The sequence below is a fragment of the Streptomyces sp. NPDC057486 genome (assembly GCF_042802415.1).
In the GTDB taxonomy this organism is placed as follows: domain Bacteria; phylum Actinomycetota; class Actinomycetes; order Streptomycetales; family Streptomycetaceae; genus Streptomyces; species Streptomyces yanii.
Window position 1 is genome coordinate 191,121 of record NZ_JBHVEE010000002.1, and the last position, 22,791, is coordinate 213,911.

Annotated in this window: 22 protein-coding genes; 8 read left to right on the forward strand and 14 right to left on the reverse strand. The window is 70.8% G+C overall.

Annotation, left to right across the window (positions count from 1 at the left end):
• Positions 1–5: 5 nt before the first annotated feature.
• Both ACFU6I_RS02450 and ACFU6I_RS02455 read right to left on the reverse strand, forming a co-directional pair.
• Positions 6–989, reverse strand: a complete 984-nt coding sequence (locus ACFU6I_RS02450; RefSeq protein WP_384360508.1) for a CapA family protein — start codon at positions 987–989, stop codon at positions 6–8.
• Between the two features lie 25 nt (positions 990–1,014).
• Positions 1,015–1,476: an archease gene (locus ACFU6I_RS02455; protein ID WP_384360510.1), complete on the reverse strand. Its 462-nt coding sequence runs from the start codon at positions 1,474–1,476 to the stop codon at positions 1,015–1,017.
• 288 nt (positions 1,477–1,764) lie between these two features.
• Here ACFU6I_RS02455 and ACFU6I_RS02460 point away from each other — a divergent pair, with 288 nt between their 5' ends.
• The gene (locus ACFU6I_RS02460) at positions 1,765–2,694 is read left to right on the forward strand and encodes an LLM class F420-dependent oxidoreductase (RefSeq protein ID WP_384360512.1); all 930 of its coding nucleotides are present in this window, start codon (positions 1,765–1,767) and stop codon (positions 2,692–2,694) included.
• 151 nt (positions 2,695–2,845) lie between these two features.
• On the opposite strand, the gene ACFU6I_RS02465 is transcribed toward ACFU6I_RS02460, so the two are convergent.
• Complete coding sequence (locus tag ACFU6I_RS02465) at positions 2,846–3,088, reverse strand: hypothetical protein (RefSeq protein WP_384360514.1); 243 nt, start codon at positions 3,086–3,088, stop codon at positions 2,846–2,848.
• A 598-nt stretch (positions 3,089–3,686) separates the two neighbouring features.
• Between ACFU6I_RS02465 and ACFU6I_RS02470 the strand changes: the two genes are divergently transcribed.
• Together ACFU6I_RS02470 and ACFU6I_RS02475 are read left to right on the forward strand one after the other, a co-directional pair.
• Complete coding sequence (locus ACFU6I_RS02470; RefSeq protein ID WP_384360516.1) at positions 3,687–4,514, forward strand: hypothetical protein; 828 nt, start codon at positions 3,687–3,689, stop codon at positions 4,512–4,514.
• Between the two features lie 221 nt (positions 4,515–4,735).
• A complete protein-coding gene (locus tag ACFU6I_RS02475; protein WP_384360518.1) occupies positions 4,736–5,176 on the forward strand; it encodes a GNAT family N-acetyltransferase in 441 nt (146 codons plus the stop codon).
• A 54-nt stretch (positions 5,177–5,230) separates the two neighbouring features.
• Here the strand turns inward: ACFU6I_RS02475 and ACFU6I_RS02480 are convergent, their stop codons facing one another.
• Positions 5,231–6,133 carry a glycosyltransferase family 2 protein gene (locus ACFU6I_RS02480; protein WP_384360520.1) on the reverse strand — a complete coding sequence of 301 codons (903 nt, stop codon included), beginning with the start codon at positions 6,131–6,133 and terminating at the stop codon, positions 5,231–5,233.
• Between the two features lie 248 nt (positions 6,134–6,381).
• On the opposite strand from ACFU6I_RS02480, the gene ACFU6I_RS02485 reads away from it, so the two are divergent.
• Complete coding sequence (locus tag ACFU6I_RS02485) at positions 6,382–7,362, forward strand: aldo/keto reductase (RefSeq protein ID WP_384360522.1); 981 nt, start codon at positions 6,382–6,384, stop codon at positions 7,360–7,362.
• Between the two features lie 38 nt (positions 7,363–7,400).
• Here the strand turns inward: ACFU6I_RS02485 and ACFU6I_RS02490 are convergent, their stop codons facing one another.
• From ACFU6I_RS02490 to ACFU6I_RS02510, 5 genes are all read right to left on the reverse strand, one after another.
• On the reverse strand, positions 7,401–8,537 hold the full coding sequence (locus ACFU6I_RS02490) for a serine hydrolase domain-containing protein (protein ID WP_384360524.1): 1,137 nt from the start codon (positions 8,535–8,537) through the stop codon (positions 7,401–7,403).
• Positions 8,538–8,719: 182 nt separating this feature from the next.
• Entirely contained in the window at positions 8,720–9,382 is a 663-nt protein-coding gene (locus ACFU6I_RS02495) for a ScbR family autoregulator-binding transcription factor (protein ID WP_384360526.1), read from the reverse strand.
• 268 nt (positions 9,383–9,650) lie between these two features.
• The gene (locus ACFU6I_RS02500; RefSeq protein WP_384360528.1) at positions 9,651–10,529 is read right to left on the reverse strand and encodes a PhzF family phenazine biosynthesis protein; all 879 of its coding nucleotides are present in this window, start codon (positions 10,527–10,529) and stop codon (positions 9,651–9,653) included.
• Positions 10,530–10,700: 171 nt separating this feature from the next.
• Positions 10,701–11,474 carry an SDR family oxidoreductase gene (locus ACFU6I_RS02505; protein ID WP_384360530.1) on the reverse strand — a complete coding sequence of 258 codons (774 nt, stop codon included), beginning with the start codon at positions 11,472–11,474 and terminating at the stop codon, positions 10,701–10,703.
• A 222-nt stretch (positions 11,475–11,696) separates the two neighbouring features.
• The gene (locus ACFU6I_RS02510; protein WP_384360532.1) at positions 11,697–12,698 is read right to left on the reverse strand and encodes a Gfo/Idh/MocA family protein; all 1,002 of its coding nucleotides are present in this window, start codon (positions 12,696–12,698) and stop codon (positions 11,697–11,699) included.
• Positions 12,699–12,776: 78 nt separating this feature from the next.
• On the opposite strand from ACFU6I_RS02510, the gene ACFU6I_RS02515 reads away from it, so the two are divergent.
• Positions 12,777–14,072: a multidrug effflux MFS transporter gene (locus tag ACFU6I_RS02515; RefSeq protein ID WP_384360600.1), complete on the forward strand. Its 1,296-nt coding sequence runs from the start codon at positions 12,777–12,779 to the stop codon at positions 14,070–14,072.
• 103 nt (positions 14,073–14,175) lie between these two features.
• On the opposite strand, the gene ACFU6I_RS02520 is transcribed toward ACFU6I_RS02515, so the two are convergent.
• A complete protein-coding gene (locus tag ACFU6I_RS02520; RefSeq protein ID WP_384360534.1) occupies positions 14,176–15,504 on the reverse strand; it encodes a hypothetical protein in 1,329 nt (442 codons plus the stop codon).
• 176 nt (positions 15,505–15,680) lie between these two features.
• Between ACFU6I_RS02520 and ACFU6I_RS02525 the strand changes: the two genes are divergently transcribed.
• Entirely contained in the window at positions 15,681–16,685 is a 1,005-nt protein-coding gene (locus ACFU6I_RS02525; RefSeq protein ID WP_384360536.1) for a small ribosomal subunit Rsm22 family protein, read from the forward strand.
• Positions 16,686–16,799: 114 nt separating this feature from the next.
• Here ACFU6I_RS02525 and ddaH read toward each other — a convergent pair whose 3' ends face one another.
• Positions 16,800–17,705: a dimethylargininase gene (gene ddaH, locus ACFU6I_RS02530; protein ID WP_384360538.1), complete on the reverse strand. Its 906-nt coding sequence runs from the start codon at positions 17,703–17,705 to the stop codon at positions 16,800–16,802.
• A gap of 197 nt (positions 17,706–17,902) precedes the next feature.
• Here ddaH and ACFU6I_RS02535 point away from each other — a divergent pair, with 197 nt between their 5' ends.
• Together ACFU6I_RS02535 and ACFU6I_RS02540 are read left to right on the forward strand one after the other, a co-directional pair.
• On the forward strand, positions 17,903–18,517 hold the full coding sequence (locus ACFU6I_RS02535; RefSeq protein ID WP_327246702.1) for a TetR/AcrR family transcriptional regulator: 615 nt from the start codon (positions 17,903–17,905) through the stop codon (positions 18,515–18,517).
• Between the two features lie 231 nt (positions 18,518–18,748).
• Positions 18,749–19,495: a bifunctional DNA primase/polymerase gene (locus ACFU6I_RS02540; protein ID WP_384360540.1), complete on the forward strand. Its 747-nt coding sequence runs from the start codon at positions 18,749–18,751 to the stop codon at positions 19,493–19,495.
• Between the two features lie 93 nt (positions 19,496–19,588).
• On the opposite strand, the gene ACFU6I_RS02545 is transcribed toward ACFU6I_RS02540, so the two are convergent.
• Genes ACFU6I_RS02545 through efeB form a run of 3 tightly spaced genes read right to left on the reverse strand, consistent with a single transcriptional unit; the run spans position 19,589 to position 22,771 of the window.
• The gene (locus ACFU6I_RS02545) at positions 19,589–20,524 is read right to left on the reverse strand and encodes a hypothetical protein (protein WP_384360542.1); all 936 of its coding nucleotides are present in this window, start codon (positions 20,522–20,524) and stop codon (positions 19,589–19,591) included.
• Entirely contained in the window at positions 20,457–21,428 is a 972-nt protein-coding gene (gene efeU, locus ACFU6I_RS02550) for an iron uptake transporter permease EfeU (RefSeq protein ID WP_384360602.1), read from the reverse strand. The genes ACFU6I_RS02545 and efeU overlap by 68 nt, the downstream gene beginning before the upstream one ends.
• A gap of 32 nt (positions 21,429–21,460) precedes the next feature.
• Positions 21,461–22,771, reverse strand: a complete 1,311-nt coding sequence (efeB, locus tag ACFU6I_RS02555) for an iron uptake transporter deferrochelatase/peroxidase subunit (RefSeq protein ID WP_384360544.1) — start codon at positions 22,769–22,771, stop codon at positions 21,461–21,463.
• Between the last annotated feature and the right edge of the window lie 20 nt (positions 22,772–22,791).

Genomic DNA, 22,791 nt, shown 5'->3' on the forward strand with positions numbered 1-22,791 from the left:
GTCCCTCACCTCCAGGCGACCGTCAGCCGTCCGGTCCGATCGGCGACGGCGATGCCGAACTCGGCGCAGGCGGTGGTCAGCCGCTCGCGGATCCACTCCCGGTCCTCGCCGACCGCCAGGCGGGTATGGCAGTAGTCCAGGGCCAGCGGCACCGCCTCCACCTGCGCGGGAACCAGGTGTGCGGCATCCGGGCCGTCCAGGGTCACCAGGAAGAGGAGCCCCAGGTCGTTGCGCAGGACCGGGTCGACGGCGTAGTCGTCGACGAAGTCACCCAGGTCGTAGAGGATCCGGTCGGCGATCCCGTGGAAGACATGGGCGGAGTGCCCGGCGACCAGCGTCGCTCCCGCTGCCAGCAGCTCCGGCGCCGCGGCCGAGACGCGGCGCGGCGGCCGGGAGGTCATGTTGGGACCCCAGTGCGGAGTCACCAGTACGACATCCGCTGCCGCAGCGGCCCGGCCCACCGACTCCGTCAGCCAGCCGGGCACCCCCGCATCGAGATCGGCCCAGGCGACACCGGGACTGTTCTCCCCGGCCGCGTAGTCCTCCGGATGGTCCGTGACGCCCACCACCGCCAGCCGCACTCCGCCCGCCTCCAGCACCGCGAACTCCCGGGCCGCGCCTGCGTTCGCCCCGGCGCCGACCGCGTGGACGCCCGCCCCGGCCAGCAGGGTGCGGGTGTCCGCCATGGCGTCGAACCCGTAGTCCAGAGCATGGTTGTTGGCGAGCGTCACACAGTTCACCCCCAGTTCGGCCAGCACCTTCGCGGCAGCCGGGGGAGCACGGAAGAAGAAGGCCTTCCACGGGTCGGGCCAGCGGTGCCCGCGGTCGGAGACACAGCACTCCAGGTTGAGCACGAACAGGTCCGCCTCCGCGATCGCCTCCCTGACCCCTGCGGAGACGAGCGTCTCCGGCTCCGGCGAGCGGCGCAGCTCCTCGGCGACGCTGCGCCCGAGCATGGTGTCGCCGGCCAGTGCCACCGTGAGCGCCATGATTCCGTCCCTTTCCCGCCCCGGCTCAGACGTCGAGGGTCACCCGGCAGGTCCAGCCGCCGGGGCCACCGCGCAGCTGGAGGTCGTGCAGCGAAACGGCCTTGGGTACGGCACCGACCGGCACGGCGGTGCCGACGTCTGCCATGCGGAAGCGGACCGACAGCTCCCGGCCGCCCCCCGCGGACCGGATCGGCCCCACGTCCACATCGATCGGGATCTCACCGTCGGTGTCCATGCGGTAGACGACCTCCTCCAGGACGGACACCAGCAGATCCTCGTCGGACTCCGCCATGACCGCGTATTCGCGTTCCCCGGCGACTGCAGCCCCGGACGTGTCGGCGAACCCCTCCACGACCGCGCGCACCGCCTCACCGATGCAGCCCTCGGCCGTCGGCGACCACGCCTCCACCCGCATGTCCGCGGTGTGTGGCACAGCCCGGTGGCCATGCGCGTCGGGCTGCTTCCCCACAGGTTCCCGACCGTCCACGGTCGGCACCTCTCCGTCGTCTCCGGATGCACAGCCTGATGCCGAGTTCTCCGAGCCGCAGGCGATGCCTCCTCCAGAGTCGTCCCGTACACCGCTTCGGGGCAACCTGCACGAGGCGACGCGCGCGGTCACCGGCCACGGGGCGGTCGGCAGGGCCGGCCGTCAAGGGCCGGAAGCCGCCCGTCGGCGCCGCGCACATTCACCAGCCCCCGCCCACCCTGTTGACCGCAGGCAATCGACATATGACATACGGTAGTTGTCCCGCTGTCCTCGTGAAGGAGTGCACGCATGCCGGTCTCGCTCGGTCTCGGTCTTCCGCAGATGAAGCAGTACGACATCGGTCGCGACGTGGCCACGGTGGCACGTGCGGCGGAGGACGCCGGGTACGAGAGCCTGTGGGTCTTCGAGCGCGTGCTCTTTCCGGAGCCGGCCACCCAGGGGCTGTACGGCGTACCGGGGCTGCCGTGGCCCGATCAGTACCGCAGCGTCGCCGACCCGCTGGTCACCCTCACACTGGCCGCCGCGGCCACCGACCGGGCCCGGCTCGGCACCAGCGTCCTGGTCGCCCCGCTCCACGTACCGTTCCAGCTGGCCCGGTCGCTCGCCTCGCTCGACGTCGCGAGCGGCGGCCGGGTGGTCGCGGGCCTCGGAACCGGCTGGTCGCTCGACGAGTACGCGGCCGCCTCGGTCGCCCCCTTCGAGAAGCGCGGCGCGGTCCTGGACGAACTGCTGGACGTCTGCGCGGCCGTCTGGGGTCCGGACCCGGTTTCGTACCAGGGCGAGCTGACCACCATCGCACCGGCCGAGGTCGGCCCCAAGCCCGTTCGCCCCATCCCGGTCTATCTGCCGGCGAACAGCCCACGCGCCGGCCGCAGGCTGGTGGACCGGGCGGACGGCTGGATGCCTGTGGCCATGGGCCCCTCGACACTGGCCGAACAGTGGCGGCGGGTACAGGACCTGGCGGCCGAGCGTGGCAGGCAGAGGCCGATCGAGGTGTGTGCCCGTGCCAATGCGACGTACAGCGCCAAGCCGTTCGACGGCGCGGACCGGCAGCCCTTCCAGGGCAGCGTGGCCCAGATCGTGGAGGACCTGGTGGCCCATGCTGCAGTGGGCGTGACGGAGATCCTGCTGGACCTCCAGGCGACGACGCGGGACGCCGCCGAACTGGCCGATGTGGCGGCCGAGGTGTATCGGGCGGCCCGAGCGGCGGGCATCTGACGGTCGCGCCGAGGAAGCACCGGTCCGCCGTCCGGGGGGACCGGGCCCCGCCGGACGGCAGCACACCCCCGCATCCGCCCCTCGGATTGCGGCGGGTGCCTGCCAGGGGTTCTCCCCGAAGCATGAGCCGGTGTTCACGATCGGGTGCTGGTCACCTACGCCCGGTCCGCCCCGCGGACAGGGGGCACCGGCGGACCTGTGATCCCGATGTTGTCGCTGCCGCGGACTGCTCCACCGGCTCACTCACCTCATGCGGGCGCGATGCGCCCGGGGTGCCGAACAGCTCCTCGCCGTCCGGCCCTTCCAGCCGCTCGATGTCACCGTCACCGGCGAGAGCCCGCAGCGCCGTCCCGGCCCTGGCGCGCTGGACCAGCGACGGGAGCGGCCGCGCCATGCGCGCGGGGCGTCCTTCAGTTCGTGTGCGGGCGACCGTCGGCCGCGTCATGGGTCTGCTTCAGGGCCATGGGGTAGGCCGATGGGGCGGTGGGGCTGCACAGTGTGTCGGGGGCGCGGTGGGGGCGAAGGTCTCTGAGGACCGACTCGACCTCGCAGAGAAAGGATTGATAGGAGGTCAGGCGCTGCCATTCGGAGTCGGGGGCGCCGGGCACCGTAGCGGCGCATGCCGACCAACTTGCCACCAGTTCGGCGTACAGCGGTGTGTCACTTGCTGTCTCTGTGTACGTCTGACCCGGCATGAACGCGCCGGTGATCTGCTCGCGCGGTGCGCGCGCTCCGTGTGCCGCATCCAGCTGGGGCCTCGGACGCGGCCGGGCATGAGAGGGGCGTGGGGCCTGCGAGGGGTGCGGAATGGATGCCGCCGAGCCCCTGCCGATGGCGGTAGCGGATGAGGGTGCGTTCATGACGGTGGTAACGATCAACCGCCATTTGGGTAACTACCGTCCGACACGGCAAGATTAGATGGTGTTTCACCTTTCTTGGTGCCTTTGAGCCGAAAATCGCTTCAAATCCTGTGGAGGGACGTTGGTCCCGACATGGAACCGAGGGAGCTGTGGGAGCGTCATGCCGTGCTGGCGCGGGCCTATTTCAGGAATGACGAGGACGTGCGTGATGCGCAGAGCACCCTCGACGAGCAACAGGCGAACCGTATGCGGACGTTGGCTGCGTTCGCGGTGACGCTGGGGAGCGACGGGACCGTCGCGGATCTCCTCGGGCTCCATGAACGCGAAGTGCGCATGGCTCGCCGTACCGTCGGAAAGGACGATGCCCGGGCAATCGCCAAGGCGCTCCTGGACCACCACGCTGCCGATGCGCGCGAGCTGTCTCCCGAGGACGCGGACAGATACCCGCTGTACCCGGAACCGGAGGAGAAGCCGGTGTCCCATGACGCTCCGGCTCCACCTCCGTGGCCCCCTCACGCCCCGGGCACCCCGGAGGTTGCGGAGGAGGCGGCCCAGGGAATCGTGTCGTCGTCGGCGGTGGACGCGGTCCTGGTCGGTGCGTGGAGCACCGGGGCCGACCTCTCCGTACTGGCGGGCGAGCTCGGTCTCGATCTCCCTCGCCTCGTCGCCCGCACCCGATACCTGGAGGCGCAGGGCCGCCTCACCCAGGCTCCGCAGCCCCTGGACCGTTCCGGCCGTCACCGCCGGGTCGAAGGCGCCGAGGCGCCCACCGCGTCCCAGCCCCAGCAGTGGTACTACCCCACCCAGCATCGCCCGCCGCACCAGACGACGACGTGGGACCAGGCGACGACGTGGGGACAGCAGGCTTCTCACACCACCATGAACTCCGCGCCGATGCATGACTGGGACGGCATCCTCGATCAGTGGCAGGTCACCACCAGCCCCACATCCTCCTGGTAGGGAACCGCACCGGAACTCCCGGCGGCGGCGAGTCCTGCACCGGCGTGGCGGATTCCGTCATTCCGCTGCCGTCCGGGCCCACTTCTCCTGAAGGGGCCGATAGTCGGTGGTGTGAACTCCCGGTGGCAGGCCGCGCCGGGAGTTCCGGGCCGGTGCGACACCGATGTCCGAGGTGCTGAAAGTCGGTTGACGGCCCACCGGGCGCACGGTTTCCTGCTGCGATGAGTGATCTTCGCTTCGAACGCGTGGACGCCGAGGCCACGCTTCAGGACTGGCGGCACGTTCACAACACGATCGTTCCCACTGCCGTGTTGTCTCTCGACGAGGTGCGTGAGCGTGTCCGGCGTCACCGGTTGGAGGTGGCCTATCTCGACGATGCCCTCGTGGGCTGTTCGACGGTGCGGCCGCCCACGAGTGAGGCATCGGTGGCCACCGTCATTGCCCGGGTGCTCCCCGCTCACCGGCGACGGGGGATCGGTGCGCAACTCTACGCACGAGGGCTGGAACAGGCGCGAAAGCTCGGCGCGGACGTCATCGAGACGGTTGTCCTGGCGACCAACCCGGACGGGCTGCGGTTCGCGCACGCGCACGGATTCGTCGAGGTCGACCGCTATGTGCTGCCGGGTGACAGCGTGCCCTTCATCGATCTGCGACTGGCCTGAGCGAGTTTGTCGGCGGGCGCCCGTGCGAACCGGGCGCCCGTCGGCACGCCCGGGTCAGATGACCGGTGGCCGCCCCAGCATCGTCATCCGCCACACCGTGCGCCACCGCATCGGCTGCCGACGCCCGCACGGGGTGCGGACCCCCTCGGCGAAGCCACCGGCCCAGGCGCGCAGCCCCGTGGCCGAGCGGGTGCGGGCCACGGTGAGGAGGGTCCAGGTGCCCAGATAGGCGGGGACCAGAGGGAGCGGCAGATTGCGGCGGGCCAGCCAGACGCGATTGCGGGCCGTCATCCGGTAGTAGACCGAGTGCCGGGCCGGGGACGTCTTGGGGTGCTGGAGCAGCAGATCGGGCTCGTAAAGGATCTTCCAGCCTGCGTCGAGCGCCCGCCAGGAGAGGTCCGTCTCCTCGTGCGTGAAGAAGAACTCCGCCGGCCAGGGGCCGGTTTCCGCAAGCATCTTCATGGAGAGGGCGTGGCCACCGCCGAGGAACGCCGTGACGGGGCCGCGTCGCATCGGGTCGGTGGCGCGCAGCCGGGGGACGTGGCGGCGCTGCGTCTCGCCGTGTTCGTCGGCGATACGGAACCCGACGATGCCGAGCTGCGGGTCGGCGGCGTACAACTCCCGGACCTTGCGCAGCACACCGGTGTCGACGAGCAGACCGTCGTCGTCCAGCTCGACGACGACATCGACGTCCCCGAGTTCCGCCAGTGCCGCGATGGCGACGTTACGGCCGCCGGGGCAACCGAGGTTCTCGTCCAGCTCGATCGTGGTCACGCCGCCGGTGAGGCCCGACAGACCCGGGAAGTCGGTGAAGTCCGGGAGCGGCGAGCCGTTGCCCACGACGACGAGACGGGTCGGCAGCACGTCCTGCATGGCCACCGAGGCCAACAGCGCCTCGACCTGCTGCGGGCGGTCGCCCATGGTCACGATGGATACGCCGATGCGTGGTTCGGACAAGGTCAGCACTCCTGAGCTCGCTGCGGTGCCCGTGATCGTAGTCGCTCGATGTTCAACTGTCGGTCGCCGCCCTGCCACGGGGCGGATGTCGCTTCCCGATAGCGGATCGACCGTCAGGAACCGGGGGCGCCGTCGGCCTCACCGGTCCGTTCCGGCGAGGGGACCCGTCCCGCGCCTGCCATGTCCGGACACCGGTGCTTGTCCTCGTGTGCGCTCCAACTCCTAGCCTGCGTGGCATGGAGACAGAGATGAGGCACAGGACCCTGGGGCGCGACGGGACCGAGGTGGGTGCGCTCGGCTTCGGCTGCTGGGCCATCGGCGGCGAATGGGCGGACCGGGACGGCAATCCGCTCGGCTGGGGCGCGGTCGACGACGAGGAGTCCGTGGCTGCGATCAGGCGGGCGCTCGACCTCGGTGTGACGTTCTTCGACACGGCCGATGTGTACGGGGCCGGGCACAGCGAACGCGTTCTCGCCCGGGCCCTCGCGGGGAACCGCGACGACGTCGTCATCGCCACCAAGTGGGGCAACCGCTTCGACGAGCGGACCCGCACACTGATCGCCGGCGACAGCTCGCCCGCGTACGCCCGCGAGGCGCTCATCGGCTCGCTCCGCAGGCTCGGTACCGACCGCATCGACCTCTATCAGCTGCACCTGTCCGATGCTCCGCTCGACGAAGCCGCCGAACTCCGCGAGGCTTGCGAGGAGTTCGTGGCCGAGGGGCTGATCCTGGCGTACGCGTGGAGCACCGACGACCCGGTGCGCGCCGCGCTGTTCGCCGAGGGAGCACACTGCGTCGCCGTCCAGCACGCCTGCAATGTGCTTCAGGACGCGCCGGAGATGCTTGCGCTCTGTGCGGATCAGGGGCTCGCGAGCATCAACCGCAGCCCGCTCGCGATGGGCCTTCTCACCGGCGCGTACGGGCCCGGTCGGCGCGGTGGTGCGGGGGACATCCGGGCCACCCCGCCCGCCTGGCTGCGGTGGTTCGGGGCGGGCGGGGCCGCGGCGCCGGAGTGGGCCGCGCGGGTCGACGCCGTACGCGAGATCCTGACCGCGGACGGCCGCACCCTTGCGCAGGGCGCCCTCGGCTGGCTCTGGGCGCGCAGCCCGCACACCGTGCCGATCCCCGGTTTCCGGACGGTCGCCCAGGCCGAGGAGAATGCCGGGGCGACGGCCCACGGGCCGCTGCGGGACGAGCAGGTGGCGGAGATCGGCACGCTGCTGGCGTAGCGGGGATCCGTCCGGACCGATCCGGGCCGTCCATGGCCTCAGGCGCCCGCCGCATACCGCCAGAAGTCCCGCATCAGGGCGGGCGGGGTCGGTCCGGTCATCTCCAGCTGGCTGAGCATGATGGAGACCGTGCCGGTGGACGGAGTGAGGTGGGCCGTCGTTCCCGTGCCGCCGACCCAGCCGTAGCGGCCCGGCACGTTCCACGGATCGACGGCCTCGACATCGACCGAACCGCCGAAGCCCCAGCCCTGGCCCTCGATGAACAGGGCACTGGCTGCGCGCTGAGCCGGTGTCAGCCGGTCGGTGGTCATCTGCCGCACCGATGCGGGCGACAGCAGCCCGTCGCCGTCGGCGAGCAGCATGCGGGCGAACGCGAGCCAGTCGTCGACGGTGGACACCAGTCCTCCCGCACCGGACGGAAACGGGGGCACACTGCTCCACTGCCCGTCGGGGGCGTCCACCAGCTGAGTGCCGCCGTCCGGATCGATGCGGTAGTAACTGGTGAACCGGTCGAGCTTCGCCGGTGGTACCGCGAAGCCGGTGTCCGCCATGCCCAGCGGTTCGAAGATCCGCTCGGCGAGGAACTCGGGCAGCGGACGGCCGGTGACCCGGGCGACCAGCACACCCAGGATGTCGGAGCAGGTGTTGTACAGCCAGGCCTCGCCCGGCTGGTGCAGCAACGGGATCCGGGCCAGCGTCGCCATCCACTCGTCCGGCGCCGGGACGTCCTTCGGTTCCGGTCCCTGCTTCAGCTCACTGAACAGCGGGGCGACCCCCGGCAGCGAGAAGTCGGACGGAAATCCGTACCCGGCGCGGAAGGTCTGCAGGTCGAGCAGGGTGATCGGCCCGGTCGCCGGGACCACGTCGTCCAGCGGAGCGGAAGGCGTACGGAGGACCTTCGGCGAGGCCAGCTCCGGCAGCCATCGGTCCACCGGGTCGTCCAGCGCGATCCGGCCGTCCTCGATCAGCAGCATGACCGCCGCGGCGGTGATCGGTTTGGTCAGCGAGGCGATACGGAAGATCGAGTCCCGGGCCATCGGGGTGGTGCCCTCGGCGTCCACCGATCCGGCCGTCCGCACCTCGATCCGGTCACCACGGGCCACCAGGCCCACCGCGCCCGGAACCCGCCCCTTACCCACGTGCGCTTCCAGAATGTCCTGCAGCTCGGCCGTCATCGGTCCACCCTCTCCATGTCGTGCGATCAGAGGTAAGACTTCCGTCGCCGCCCGGAATCACCGGGCCGGTGGCACGGATTGCGCCCGATTGGCGGTCCGGGGGTGGAGAACCGGGGGAGCCTCGCGGACCGCCCGGGTGCGATTCCGGGCCGGACGGTGCGGCTCCGGACACTCGGACGAGCTCACACGGTGGCGTCGGCCTGGCTCGGCACGGATTCGAGCCGCGAGAGCAGCCGCCCGCCGCGATCCTCGGCCATGTCGAGGGTGGCCAGCACGGCGGGCGTCGAGATGCTCGGCAGGACGTAATGCAGCAGTACGGAGATCCGGCGCCCCAAGTCCTCACGCCCGCACAGGACCTGGGACATCACCTGGATTCCGGAGAAGGCGCCCGCCAGCAGTTCGGCGGTCTCACGCGGATGCACGTGCGGCAGCAGCTCGCCCTGGCTCCTTGCGGCGCTCAGCAGATGCTCGAGCCGGTCGATCCAGGCCCGGAACGGGGTACCCCGGTCGAGACCCTCGACCGCCTGGTCCATCGCCAGTCCGACACTTGCCCTCACCAGGGGTTCGTGGCGGAGCCGGTGGGCGAGAATCATTCCCTGGTCCACGAGCTCCTGAAGCTTCGTCGGCTGCGGCGGCAGCGGAAAACTGTCCAGCTGGACGTCCATCACGCCGAGCGCCAGTTCTTCCTTCGAGTTGAAGTGGAAGTACAGCGCGCCCTTGGTCACCCCCGCCCGGGCGAGGATCTCGCTGATGGTGGCGCTGCTGTAGCCGCGCTCGTCGAACACGGCGGCGGCCGCCACCAGGATCGACCGTCGAGTCTGGATCGCGCGCGCCTGCTGGGCCATCAGCTACGAGTCTCTCTAGTCGTGGCGTGGTCGGCGCCACAGGGGCTGACTGAAAGGGGAAACCGGACTGTCCGCATCTTACTGCTGGGGTGGTCGGCCTCCTAAGGGCTGTCCCGGGGTGGATCCGCCGGGACGACGTCCTGATCCGCCTTCCCTCACGCGACGCCCGCCCCCTCGCGCGTCGACCGAGGGCCGGGCACGGGCTTCGGCATCGCCCACGCCCGGCACGCCCCTCGGTGACGTCAGCGGTCCGGCCTCGGCCGGCTGCTCACTGCGCCGCGGGGATACGCGTTCCCGTGCCGCTCACCCGCACGCGCGCGTCGCCCGCGCGCAGCTCGACCGCGAGCGTACCGGGGCGGCCCATGTCCTGACCCTGGTGGAGGGTGAGGACCGCGGCGTCCGGGACGAGCGCCAGCTCGCGCAGGTACGCGCCGAAGGCGGCCGCCGCCGCACCCGTCGCCGGGTCCTCGACCACGCCGCCGACCGGGAACGGGTCGCGGACGTGGAAGACGGTCGCCGACTCGCGCCACACCAGCTGGACCGTGGTCAGGTCGAGCCGGTGCATCAGCGCTTCGAGGCGGGCGAAGTCGTAATCGAGGTCGGCGAGGCGCTCCCGGCTTCCGGCGGCCAGCACCAGGTGACGGGCGCCCGCATAGGCGACGCGTGGCGGCAGGGCCGGGTCCAGGTCGCCGGCCGGCCAGTCCAGGGCGGCCAGCGCCTCGGCCAGGTCGTCCGGGGCGACATCCGTGACATGCGGTTCGACGCTGGTGAGGGTGGCGCGGAGTTCGGTGCCCTCCCGGACGACGGTGACCGGGACCGGACCCGCCTGAGTGGTGAACACGAGGTCACCCGGGCCGTTGCGCTCGGCGAGTGCGATGGCTGTCGCGACGGTGGCATGGCCGCAGAACGGGACTTCGGCCTTCGGGCTGAAGTAGCGGATCGTGTAGCCGCGACCGCCCGATTCGCCTGAAGTGCCCGGTCCGGTCAGGAATGCCGACTCGCTGTAGCCGAGCTCCGCCGCGATCGCGAGCATCGCCGCGTCGTCGAGACGGGACGCGTCGAGGACGACCCCTGCCGGATTGCCGCCCTGCGGGTCGGCGGAGAAGGCGGTGTAGCGCAGGATCTCGGTTCCTGAAATCTCACTCATGACGCTGCTCAACTCTCCCCCGGCCCGGAGCATTCCCGCCCGGGGCGGGCCGGCGCCCCGGACCGTGGCCCACGGGCGCGATGGCGGTTCTTGACGCCGGTGCCCGCTTCGCCCGGGAGCAGGAGTCCGGGAGCGTGCCGCCCGGCTCGACGGGCGGCGCGCAGGGAATCGTCAGCCCCGGCCCACGTACGGCATCGTCGTCGCCAGGACCGTCGCGAACTGCACGTTCGCCTCCAGCGGCAGCTCCGCCATGTGCACCACCGTCCGGGCCACGTCCGCCGCTGCCATCACCGGCTCCACCGCCAGTTCGCCGTTGGCCTGGAGGATGCCGGTCTGCATCCGCTCCGTCATCTCCGTGGCTGCGTTCCCGATGTCGATCTGCCCGCAGGCGATCCGGTACGGGCGGCCGTCCAGCGACAGCGACTTCGTCAGCCCGGTCATCGCGTGCTTGGTCGCCGTGTACGCCACCGAGTGGGGGCGCGGCGCATGTGCGGAGATCGAGCCGTTGTTGATGATCCGGCCGCCCTGCGGGTGCTGCTCCTTCATCTGCCGGTACGCGGCCTGCGCGCACAGGAAGGCCCCTGTCAGGTTCACATCGACGACCGTGCGCCAGTCCTCGTAGGAGAGTTCCTCGACCGGGACGGAGCGCGGGCCGAACGTGCCCGCGTTGTTGAACAGCAGGTCGACCCGGCCGGTCCATTCCTGTACGGAGGAGAAGAGTGCGTCCACGTCCTCGGGGCGGGAGACGTCGGCGGGGACGGTGATCGCCCGGGCGTCCGGCCCGGCCAGTTCCACGGTCTCGGCGAGGGGTTCGGGGCGCCGGCCCGCGAGCGCCACCGACCAACCGGCGCCCGTCAGGGCGAGAGCCACAGCGCGGCCGATCCCGGAGCCCGCGCCCGTGACGACGGCCGTCCTCACGTCGGGGTTCAACACTTTGTTGCTCATGACGACGCAGCGTACGCCTCTCGCCCCAAGAGTCGCCGCCGGGCGGCCGGTTCGGCTCCGCGGAGTGATTCCTCGATCGTTCCCCGTCGGTTCCGGCAGCTCCGGGCCGGCCGGTGGCAATCACGACATTCACGCATATGCGCACTTCATCCCGCGGGATCGTTCGTCACGGAGGTGGGAACCAGGGCCTCACGCCTGCGTGAAGCCCTGCCTCCGTCCGGGTCAGCCGATGTTGTCCGCCGGGTAGCGGACGCCGATGCGGTGACGTACCGCATCGAGCGTCCGCATCACCGCCAGCGATCCGTCCAGCGGCACCAGCGGCGACTCCGTCTCACCGGCCCGCAGCGCCCGCAGGACCTCCGCCTGCTCGAACTGCATCCCGCTGAGCCCGTCGCCCGCGGGCCCTGAGGTGAACTCCTCCGGGTCGTGACCCTCCCGGTGCAGCACGAACCGCTCCGGGTAGAAGAAGCCGCGCGGGAAGTCGATCCGCCCCCTGGTGCCCGTGACCGACGCGGTCTGCGGGGTGTCGGCGGTGACCGAGCAACTGAGCAGCGCCGTGGCGCCCGACTCCCAGCCCAGCAGCATGCCGGTGTTCAGGTCGACGCCCTCGGGGGAGAGCAGCGCATCGGCCTGGACACGGTCCGGCTCACCCAGCAGCAGATGAGCGAACGACACCGGGTACACCCCGAGGTCCAGCAGCGCGCCGCCGCCGAGCGCCGGGTCCCGCAGCCGGTGGTCCGGGCCGAACGGACCCGCGATCCCGAAATCGGCCTGCACGGTACGGATGTCGCCGATGGCGCCGTCGGCGATCAGTGCGGTCAGCCGCCGGACGACCGGGTTGCAGTACGTCCACATCGCCTCCATGAGGAAGAGACCACGGTCCCGGGCGAGCGCCACGAGCTCCTCCGCCTCCCGGGAATTGAGTGTGAACGCCTTCTCGCACAGCACGTGCTTTCCGGCCTCCAGGCAGAGCGCGGTGGCCTCCCGGTGCGCGGAGTGCGGCGTGGCCACGTACACCACGTCGACCTCCTCGTCGGCGGCGAGCTCGGCCCAGCTGCCGTACGCCTTCGGTATGCCGAACCGTTCGGCGAACGCCTTCGCCGACGTGTCCGTACGGGAAGCCACGGCGACCACTTCCGTGTCGGGCATCGACTGCAGGTCAGCGGTGAAGGTCGCGGCGATGCCGCCCGTAGCCAGCACGCCCCAACGCACGGTCCTGCTCATGCCTGCTCCCAAGAAAGGTCTCGACCACTCCGGCTGAGCTGAGAGCATAGAGGCGGATTCAACTATTTGGAGATGAGAATGCCGGAGACCGGCGTGAGCCGAGCCCAGCACGCAGACATATCGAACGCCACAGCCGGGCCCGACACCGGTGCCGGGCCCGCCCCCACCGCCGCGGCCCGACGCACCGCACTCCTCGTCACCCTCGTCCTCGGCGGTCTCACCGCTCTTCCGCCGCTCTCCATGGACATGTACCTGCCGGCGCTGCCGGCAGTCACCGACGCCCTGCACGCCCCCGCGGCCACCGTCCAGCTCACCCTCACCGCCTGCCTCGCCGGAATGGCGCTCGGCCAGGTCGTCGTCGGACCGATGAGCGACCGCTGGGGCAGGCGCCGGCCGCTGCTCCTCGGCATGGCGGTCTACGTGCTCGCCACGGCGATCTGCGTCTTCGCGCCCACCGCGGAACTCCTCATCGGCTTCCGCCTCCTGCAGGGCCTGGCGGGCGCAGCCGGCATCGTCATCGCCCGGGCCGTCGTCCGTGACATGTACGACGGCGTGGAGATGGCGAAGTTCTTCTCCACCCTGATGCTGATCTCCGGCGTCGCACCGATCGTCGCGCCACTGATCGGCGGACAGGTGCTGCGGTTCACCGACTGGCGGGGCATCTTCGCCGTTCTCACCGTCGTCGGCGTCGTGCTCACCCTCGTCGTCTGGAAGTGGCTGCACGAGACGTTGCCGCCGGAGGAACGGCACACCGGCGGGATCGGCGAGGCACTGCGCACCATGCGCGGGCTCCTCGGCGACCGGGTCTTCACCGGTTACATGATCGCGGGCAGCCTCGCCTTCGCCGCGCTCTTCGCCTATGTGAGCGCCTCACCGTTCGTGGTCCAGGAGATCTACGGTGCCTCGCCGCAGACCTTCAGCCTGCTCTTCGGCATCAACTCCATCGGCCTGATCACCGTCGGCCAGATCAACGGCAGGCTGCTGGTGGGCCGGATCAGCCTGGACAAGGCGCTCGGCTTCGGGCTCGGCGTCATCGTCCTCGCCGCGCTCGCGCTGCTGCTGATGACGTCCGGGGTCTTCGGCGAGGTCGGTCTGGTGCCGGTCGCCGCCGGGCTCTTCGTCCTGATGTCCGCGATGGGGCTCGCGATGCCGAACACCAATGCCCAGGCGCTCATGCGTACCAAGCACGCAGCGGGTTCCGCCTCGGCGCTGCTCGGTACGTCGTCGTTCCTGATCGGAGCTGTCGCCTCACCGCTCGTCGGGATCGCGGGGGAGGAGACGGCCGTCCCGATGGCGGTCGTCCAGGTCGTGTGCGCGGTCGGCGCGATGGTCTGCTTCCTGGGCCTGTGCCGACCCTGGCAACGGCAGTCGTAGAAGCTCGGGAACGACCCGGGAGTGTCCGGCGGACCACGGCAGGGACCGCGACGCCGGGCACTCCCCACGTTCTCGTCCCCACCGGGACAGCCCTTGGCGGAGCTCAGCGGGGGGCGCGCGGGTAGCCGAGCAGATGCAGCCGGTCCAGCTCGTCCGTCCACCGGAACACGCCGACGCCTGCCTCCGCCTCCGCGCCCGGCAGGCGCACATTGGACGGCAGTCCCTCCGGGGTCCCGGTGACGACCTCGACGGCGACCGGGCGGCCGCCACCGTTCAGGGCGTCCGTCGCGTTGCGCACGCTCGTCGCGCCGTACGCGATGCCCTCGTCCGTGACGGAGGCCAGCGTCAGTCGCTTCGAACCGTCCGGTGCCTCCAGGCAGAAACCCTTCTTGGCCGTCAGGTCGAAGGCGAGGTTGCCGGCCACCAGATAGCCCCCTGAGGGCGACATGACGGCCTGCGGGTACTGGCCCGGCTTGATGGCCACCTTGTTGCACTCCACCGTGGCCACCGGTTTCCCCGTCTCCGCGTCGTGCACCGCCCACAGGTCATGGGTCTTCGCCGGCTCCTGCCCCTTGGCGAGCTGCCACTTGGCCAGCACCCAGCCGGGGGCCACGGTCGTCGGGATCCCGCTGGTGCGGTCGGTGTTCTTCGGGGCGACGTTCCGGCTGAACCAGCCGCCCTGCACCCAGAACTCCCGGGCCCCGCTCACCAGCAGGCCCTTCTTCGTCAGTCCGAACACCTCGGTGAGCTGCTTGCAGGACGGGCAGTCCTTCGGGTACTTCAGCGCCGAGGGAGCGATCTTCGAGATCCGGCCGGTCGCCGGGTCGACCACGACACTGGTCGTCCGACCGTCGCTGATCAGGATGTCGGGGCCGGAGGCGATGACGCTCGGGGCGGAGGACCACGGCACCTCGATGCGCCGCCGGGCGCCGTCCTTCACGTCGTACACATCGAGGGAGACGATCGTGTCGGCCGGGGTCAGCGCGTTCACGCCGACCTTTCCGTACGTCCAGGTGACGAAGTACTCCATGTCGTTCTTGGTGACCAGGAGCAGCTTCGGGGAGTGCTTCGAAGCCGGCGGCCGCCAGTTCTCGCCCTTCCAGCCCGCCTTCCCGGTCTCCGAGTCGATGGTCTCCAGCCGGTACTGGTTGTCGCCGACCCGCAGCAGATAGCCCAGGCGTCCCGTCGTCCGGGAGATCGCGTAGTCGGGAGAGGTGTTGACGAGCTCCCAGCCGCTTTGTGTGGTGTACGCGGGAGGAACCGTGAGCTGCGTCGCCGGGCCCGGACCCGTGGGCGTCGGCACCGGTTTCGTCGGCTTGTCGGCGTCCTTCGTGTCCTGGCTGCCCCCGGCACCGCACGTGGCCAGCAGGAGCAGCAGGGCGAGTACGAGCACACCGGCAACCAGAGTCAGGCGCACGATCTTCTGTCTCATGGTCCCCTCCGATGAGCAATCCTGGCGTCGCGCCGGTCAGCGTAGCAACTGGCCGGGGTTTACCAGGAGTTCGGATCCGGCGCTGTTCCGCGAAGGTCCCGTCCCGGACGACGGGGCGCGGGACGGGGCAGGCGCCGACCGGGGAACAACCGGTCGTATCCGCCTACAATTCGTCGGTGAACGTCACCCTCTCCACCGCGGAAACCCTGCGCACGGCGCTGGCCGGACTCCTCGACGGGCTGCCGCCCAAGCAGGCCGCGCAGGCTGTCGACCGGCTCATCGCCAACTACCGGGGGGCCACCCCCACCGATGCCCCGGTGCTCCGCGACCGCTCGGACGTCGCCGCGTACGCCGCGTACCGCATGCCCGCGACCTTCGAAGCGGTACGGTCCGCCGTCGCCGCCCTCCGTGAGGCCGCTCCGGAGTGGACGCCCGCCACGCACACCGACATCGGCGGCGGCACGGGTGCGGCGAGCTGGGCCGTCGCCGGGGCCTGGGAAGGCCAGCGGACCACCGTCCTGGACTGGGCCGAGCCGGCGCTCACCCTCGGCCGTGAGCTCGCCGAGGCCTCCGGCATCGAGGCCCTGCGCGCCGCCGAGTGGCGGCGGGCCCGGATCGGCGCGGGACTGGAGCTCGACCCCACGGACCTGGTGACCATCAGCTACGTACTCAAGGAACTGACGGCGCAGGCGCGCACCGGTCTGGTCGACACCGCGGCGGCCGCCGCACAGGCCGTCGTGATCGTCGAGCCCGGAACCCCCGACGGCTATGCCCGCGTCATCGAGGCCCGCGACCGGCTGATCGCCGCCGGACTGACGGTTGCCGCCCCGTGCCCGCACAGCGACGCGTGCCCCATCGAGCCGGGCACCGACTGGTGCCACTTCTCGGCCCGGGTCAGCCGCTCCTCGCTGCACCGGCAGGTGAAGGGGGGCTCCCTGCCGTACGAGGACGAGAAGTTCAGCTATGTCGTGGCGACCCGCTTCGCCACCGAACCGGTGCGCGCCCGGGTCACCCGCAAGCCGCAGATCCGCAAGGGGCAGGTGCTGCTGGACCTGTGCACGCGCGACGAGGCACTCCAGCGCTCCACGGTCACCAAGCGGCACGGCGAGCTGTACCGGGCCGCCCGGGACATCGCGTGGGGCGACGCCTGGCCGCCGCCCCACGACGAGGACAGCCCTTAACAGCCCTTAGAGGAGCTCACACAATGGGCGCCCGGCCCGCGACGCCTGGCACGCACGCTCCGGACGCCGCCGGGCCCGCCCTTCGGGCGGACGGCGGGACTGCCGACACGCGCCCTAGGGTGTGCCCCCCTGGCTCCGCAGCTCCTGGGTGCAGCACTTCACACTGCCGCCGCCCTTGAGCAGCTCGCTCAGGTCCATCGGGACCGGTTCGAAGCCGCGCGCCCGTAGCGGGTCGAAGAGGCCCGCGGCGCCCTGCGGCACCAGTACGTGGAGGCCGTCGCTGACCGAGTTCAGACCGAACGCGGCGGCGTCCGCCTCCTCGGCGATCAGTGCGTCGGGGAAGAGCCGACGCAGTACCGACCGGCTGCCCGGCGAGAACGCGCCCGGGTAGTACATGATCTCGTCGCCCTCCTCGTCGAGCACGCAGAGGGCCGTGTCCAGGTGGTAGTAGCGCGGGTCCACCAGATCGAGGCCGATCACCGGCCGGCCGAAGAACTCCTGCGCCTCGTCGTGCGAGAGCGGGCTGGACCGGAAGCCGCGCCCGGCCAGGAGGTACGAGGAGGTGACCGCGAAGTCGCCCTCGCCCTCGTTGACGTGGTCCGGCTCATGGATCTCGGTGAAGCCGTGGTCCCGGAACCAGTCCCGGTGCGCCTCCGCCTCCGCGTACCGCTCCTGGTACGCGAACCGGGCGCCCAGCACCCGCCCGTCGACGACGGTGGCACCATTCGCGGCGAAGACCATGTCGGGCAGCTCGGGGCGTGGGGTGAGCAGCTCGACGGTGTGGCCGAGCGCGCGGTAGCGGTCGCGCAGGTCCTCCCACTGGGCCTGCGCCAGCGGCAGATCGACCGGCTTGGTCGGGTCCATCCACGGGTTGATGGAGTAGGTGACCTTGAAGTGGGCGGGGGCGCACATCAGGTAGCGGCGTGGGGTGGCTTCACGACGGGACGCCGGAGCAGTGGCTTCGCGGGGCGAGGGGGCGGCGGCTTCACGAAGCGATGAGGGTGTGGCTTCACGAGGCAATGAGGGCTCCTCACGGACGGCAGGGGTTGCCTGCGGGGTGCCGGGGCTCGCACGGGTCTGTGCGTGAGCTCATGGTGCGCCGTTCGGGGCTACCGCGCAGTGAACCGATCGGGTGGTTCTGCGGGATGCTCCGTGACGTCTACGGAGAGATGCGGAGACGATACGTCTCGCCTCGCTCCGCTGCTACCGTGACGGGCATGGCAGAGAACAGGCCGCCCGACCCCGGCCGCCGCAGCGAGCGCTCCCGCCGGGCGATCTACGACGCGGCACTCGGCCTCGTCGGCGAGGCCGGCTACCCGAGGACGACGATCGAGGCCATCGCCGCCCGCGCCGGTGTCGGCAAGCAGACGATCTACCGCTGGTGGCCCTCCAAGGCCGCCGTCCTGATGGAGGCCTTCATCGACCTCGGCAACCGGGCCGCCGAGCAGGCCGGGGAGGCGGCGTACGCCATCCCGGACACCGGCGACCTGGCGGCCGACCTGAGGACCGTTCTGCGGGCCACCGTCGACGAGCTGAACGACCCGGTGACCGAGGCGCCCACCCGGGCGCTGGCCGCCGAGGGGATCGTCGACGCCGCACTCGGCGCCGAATTCGTCGAGAAGCTGCTCGAACCGCAGCTGCAGCTCTACGTCACCAGGCTGCGCGCCGCCCAGGAGGCGGGCGACGTGCGCGCCGACATCGATCCGAGGATTGCCCTCGAGCTCCTCGTCGCCCCGCTCACCCATCGCTGGCTGCTGCGTACCCGGCCGCTCACCCACGCGTACGCGGACGCGCTCGTCGACTACGCGCTGCACGGCCTGGCCGCTCGCTGAGTCACACCGTGCCGCACGGTCGCACCCAGTGCCCCTCCCGGAAAGGTTCACTGGCCGGCCTTTCCGGTGGCAGCACCAGTCAGTTACAGCCACGCCTGTCATTTCCGGACAAAAGATTGCAAAGAGCGCTGATCAATGCATCGGTCGGCGCCCCCGCTTCAGGACTCTGGCCACCCGGGGCGCAGGATGGTGGGACCATAGGGCAGGGGCAACGCTGAGGTAAGGGGATTGATGGGCGCCGATTTCGGCCGTTCTCGCGGCACAGAGAGCAAGTTTTCCCAATGGCTGCGCCGGCGACCCAAACCGCAGCAGCGCGCGGTCGACGACACCGCCCGGGAGGCGCTGCTCCTGGCCGTCGCCGAGGCCGGAATGCCGGTCGCGCCCGCCGCCCATCCGATCGGCTACCGATGTTCGTGCGAACGCATCGGCTGTCCCACTCCCGCCAGGCACCCCGTCTCCTTCGCCTGGCAGACGCAGTCCACCACCGACCGCGCCCAGATCGAGCGCTGGGCCCGCAGCCAGCCACAGGCCAACTTCATCACCGCGACCGGCATGATCCATGACGTCCTCGACGTGCCGTTGACCGCGGGCAGCCAGGCACTGGAGCGGCTCCTCGCCGCGGATGTCCACGTCGGCCCGGTGGCCGTGTCCGGCGAGGACCGGATGCTCTTCTTCACCGCCACCCGCGGCACCCCCGAGGACGAGGACGAGTGGTGGCCCTGCGAGCTGGACTGCCACCCCGAGACCATGGACGAACATCCAGGACTGCGTTGGCACTGCCGCGGCAGCTACGTGCTCCTGCCGCCCGCCCTGCTCCCCGGTGAGCTGGATGTGCACTGGGTCCGCGGGCCGGAGAACCCGCTGCCGGACCCGCTGACGCTGCTGGAGACGCTCACCGACGCCTGCGCGCAGTACGCCGACATGGCGGACCAGAGCGATCTCGACCACGGATCGGTGGCCTGGCCGCTCAACCGCTGACGCCGGAGCGCGGGGCCTCACGCGAGCCCTGCGGCCCCTGTCTTCCCCATCACGGCCAGCGGATCGCACGTCACCGTTCCCGGGGCCACGGCGTCACGAACCCTTTGCCGCCGTGAGCCCCGGCAGTCGGTTCAGCATGAGCACCTTGGCGCCGTTCGCAGCGCCCTTCTTCGGGACGTACACCAGCTGGCTGGAGACGCGCTCCTTGGTGAGGGTGGTCTTCACCTCACCGGTCAGCAGCGCCTGCACATCCGCGTTGACGGGCGGACGCAGTCCCTTCGCCGCGGTCTGTTGTTCGAAGTGCTTGCTGCTGAAGAAGACCAGCGCCCCGCCGTCCTCGGTCTCCAGGCCGAGCGGACCGAACGTACCGCTGTCCAGCGGCTGGTCGATGTACTGGTAGGAGAAGCCCGCCTGGCGGGTGGTCCTGCGCGCGTCCCGCCAGCCCGAGGTGGCGACCCCGGGCGCGAACACGTCCGGCGCGCCCTTCTGCAGGTACTCCGTGTACTGGGTGCCCAAGTCCTCGGGTGCCACGGAGAGTTCACTGCTGTCCGTGGCCACCGGCCGGGCCCGCCCGTCGCTGTCCTTCGCGAAGGCGGGCACCGCGGAGGGCGCCACGACGGACAGATAGGCGGCCCGCCACCCGGCGTCGGGCCCGGACCGCAGGAAGACGATCAGCCAGCGGGTGTCCTGCTTCCCGCTGTCCTGGTCGCGGTTGGAGTCGGTGTCCGCGACGAACCAGCGCGGCCAGCCTGCCTTCTTCGGGATGACATAGGTGGCGTCGGTCAGCTCCAACGGCCTGTGGTTGGCATTGCCGCCGGGGCTGTTCTTCTGCCGTGCCTTCAGACCGGCCTGGTTGATCGCGCCGAGCGAACCGGTCACCCGGTCCGCGTCGAGCGCGGGATCGTAGGCCTTGTCCGCCGCGTTGTACGCGGCGGTGAAGTCCGCGAGGGCCTTCGCGGCCTCAGACTTCGTCGCCGCCGGTACGACTTCCAGCTCGCCGTGCACCGTCACGCACCCGCTCGCCGTCATGCTCAGCACTGTCGCTGCCGCGAGCCCCGTCGCCAGCCGAATCGGCCTCAGGCTTCTCATCCGTTGCTTTCTGCGCCTTCTGATCCGTCGCCCCCACTGACCGTCCGAACCCTACCGGGGCAAGGAACAGTGCGAGCGTGGGGATCAGATACAGCGCCCACACCGTGATCTGAAGAACGGTCGGGTCGGGCTGGAAGTTGAAGGTGCCCTTCAGCAGCGTGCCGTACCAGCTGTCCGGCGGAATCGTGGCGCTGATGTCGAACGCCCGGTTGTGGATACCGCCCAGGAACTCGGCCTCCTGCAGGTCGTGGACGCCGTATGCGAGGACACCCGCCGCGACGACCACCAGCATGCCGCCGGTCCAGGTGAAGAACTTCGCCAGGTTGATCTTCAGCGCACCTCGGTAGAACAGCCAGCCCAGCATCACGGCGGAGGCGATCCCGAGGAACGCGCCGATCATCGGATGCCAGCCGTCGTCCGCGGCGTGCACCGCGCGCCAGACGAACAGCGAGGTCTCGAGCCCCTCCCGGCCGACCGCGAGCAGCGCCGTCGCGACAAGCGCCCCGGTGCCCATCGCGAGCGCCGCGTCCAGCTTGCCGTGCAGCTCCTTCTTCAGATGCCGCGCGGTGCGCCGCATCCAGAACACCATCCAGGTGACCAGGCCCACGGAGATGATCGACAGCGAACCGCCGAGCGCCTCCTGCGCCTTGAACGTCATCTCCTGCGAACCGAATTCGAGACCGGCGCCGAACGCCAGGCTGACGACGACTGCGATGCCGACACCGATCCAGATCGGCAGCAGTTTGCTCTTGTTGCCGGTCTTCACCAGATAGGCGATGAGGATGCAGACGACCAGGCTCGCCTCAAGGCCTTCGCGCAGGCCGATCAGGAAGTTGCTGAACACGTTTCGGTTCTCCTTTTCCGCTTCGAGTCCCGTTACGAGAACAGCGCCCGGCCCCACCAGTCGTCCTTGTCGCGGACGCCCGGCGGGACGGCGAAGTGCGCCGAACCCACGTGCTGGATGTACTCGTTGAGTGCGTCGTGTGCCGCGAGGCGGCGTTGTAGCGGGATGAACGCCTTACGGACATCGCGCTGGTAGGCGAGGAAGAACAGTCCGGCGTCGAGCCGGCCCAGACCGTCCGTACCGTCCGTGAAGGAGTAGCCGCGGCGCAGGATCGTCGCACCGTCGTTGCTGTCCGGGTGGGCGAGTCGCACATGGGCGGTCGGCAGCATCGCCTTGAGGAACGGCTCGTCGCGCTCCTTCGCCTTGCCCACCGGGGCGCCCTCGCCCTTGTCCCGGCCGAAGACGTCCTCCTGCTCCTGGAGTCCGGTCCGGTCCCAGGTCTCGATGTGCATGCGGATGCGCCGGGCCACCAGGTACGAACCCCCGGTCATCCAGCCCGCCTCGTCCTTCTCGCCGACCCACACATGCTTGTCCAGGGCCGCGGTGTCGGTGCCGGAGATGTTCCGGGTGCCGTCCTTGAAGCCCATCATGTTGCGCGGGGTCTGGGCGTCGGGCGTCGTCGACGACGTCTTGCCGAAGCCCAGCTGGGACCAGCGGATCGCGGTGCGGCCCATGCCGATCCTGGCGAGGTTACGGATGGCGTGCACCGCGACCTGCGGGTCGTCCGCGCACGCCTGGATGCACAGGTCGCCGCCGCTGCGGGCCGCATCGAGATTGTCACCGGGGAACTTCGGCAGATCGACGAGCGCCTCCGGGCGCCGGTCCTCAAGACCGAACCGCCCCTTGGCGAACAGCGAGGGACCGAAGCCGATGGTGAGGGTGAGCCGGGACGGCTTGAGGCCCAGCGCCTCGCCCGTGTCGTCCGGCGGTGCTTCGGCGAGACCGCCGTACGCCCCGTCGCCGACCGCATGACCGGCCGTCATCCGCTCGGCCGCCCGCGTCCACTCCTTGAGCAGGGCGATCAGCTCGGCCCGGTCCTTCGTCGTCACGTCGAACGCGGCGAAGTGCAGCCGGTCCTGGACGGCGGTGGCTATACCGGCCTGGTGCACACCGTGGAACGGCACCGCGGCGCCGCTGTCCGCGGCCGGCACGGCATCGCTCTCCGTGCGCACCGCGGCGACCGCGCCACCGGCCGCGACCGCGCCGAGCGCCAGCCCGGCACCGCCCCAGCCGAGCAGCGCGCGGCGCGACGGGGCGCGGTCGCGGGTGCCGGAGACAGCCCCCTCGGTGGTGTCCGCGCCGACGGCTTCCGTCCCGGCGGTGTTCTGGGTCTTCTCGGACATGCCTGGTGCCTCCCCGTCCG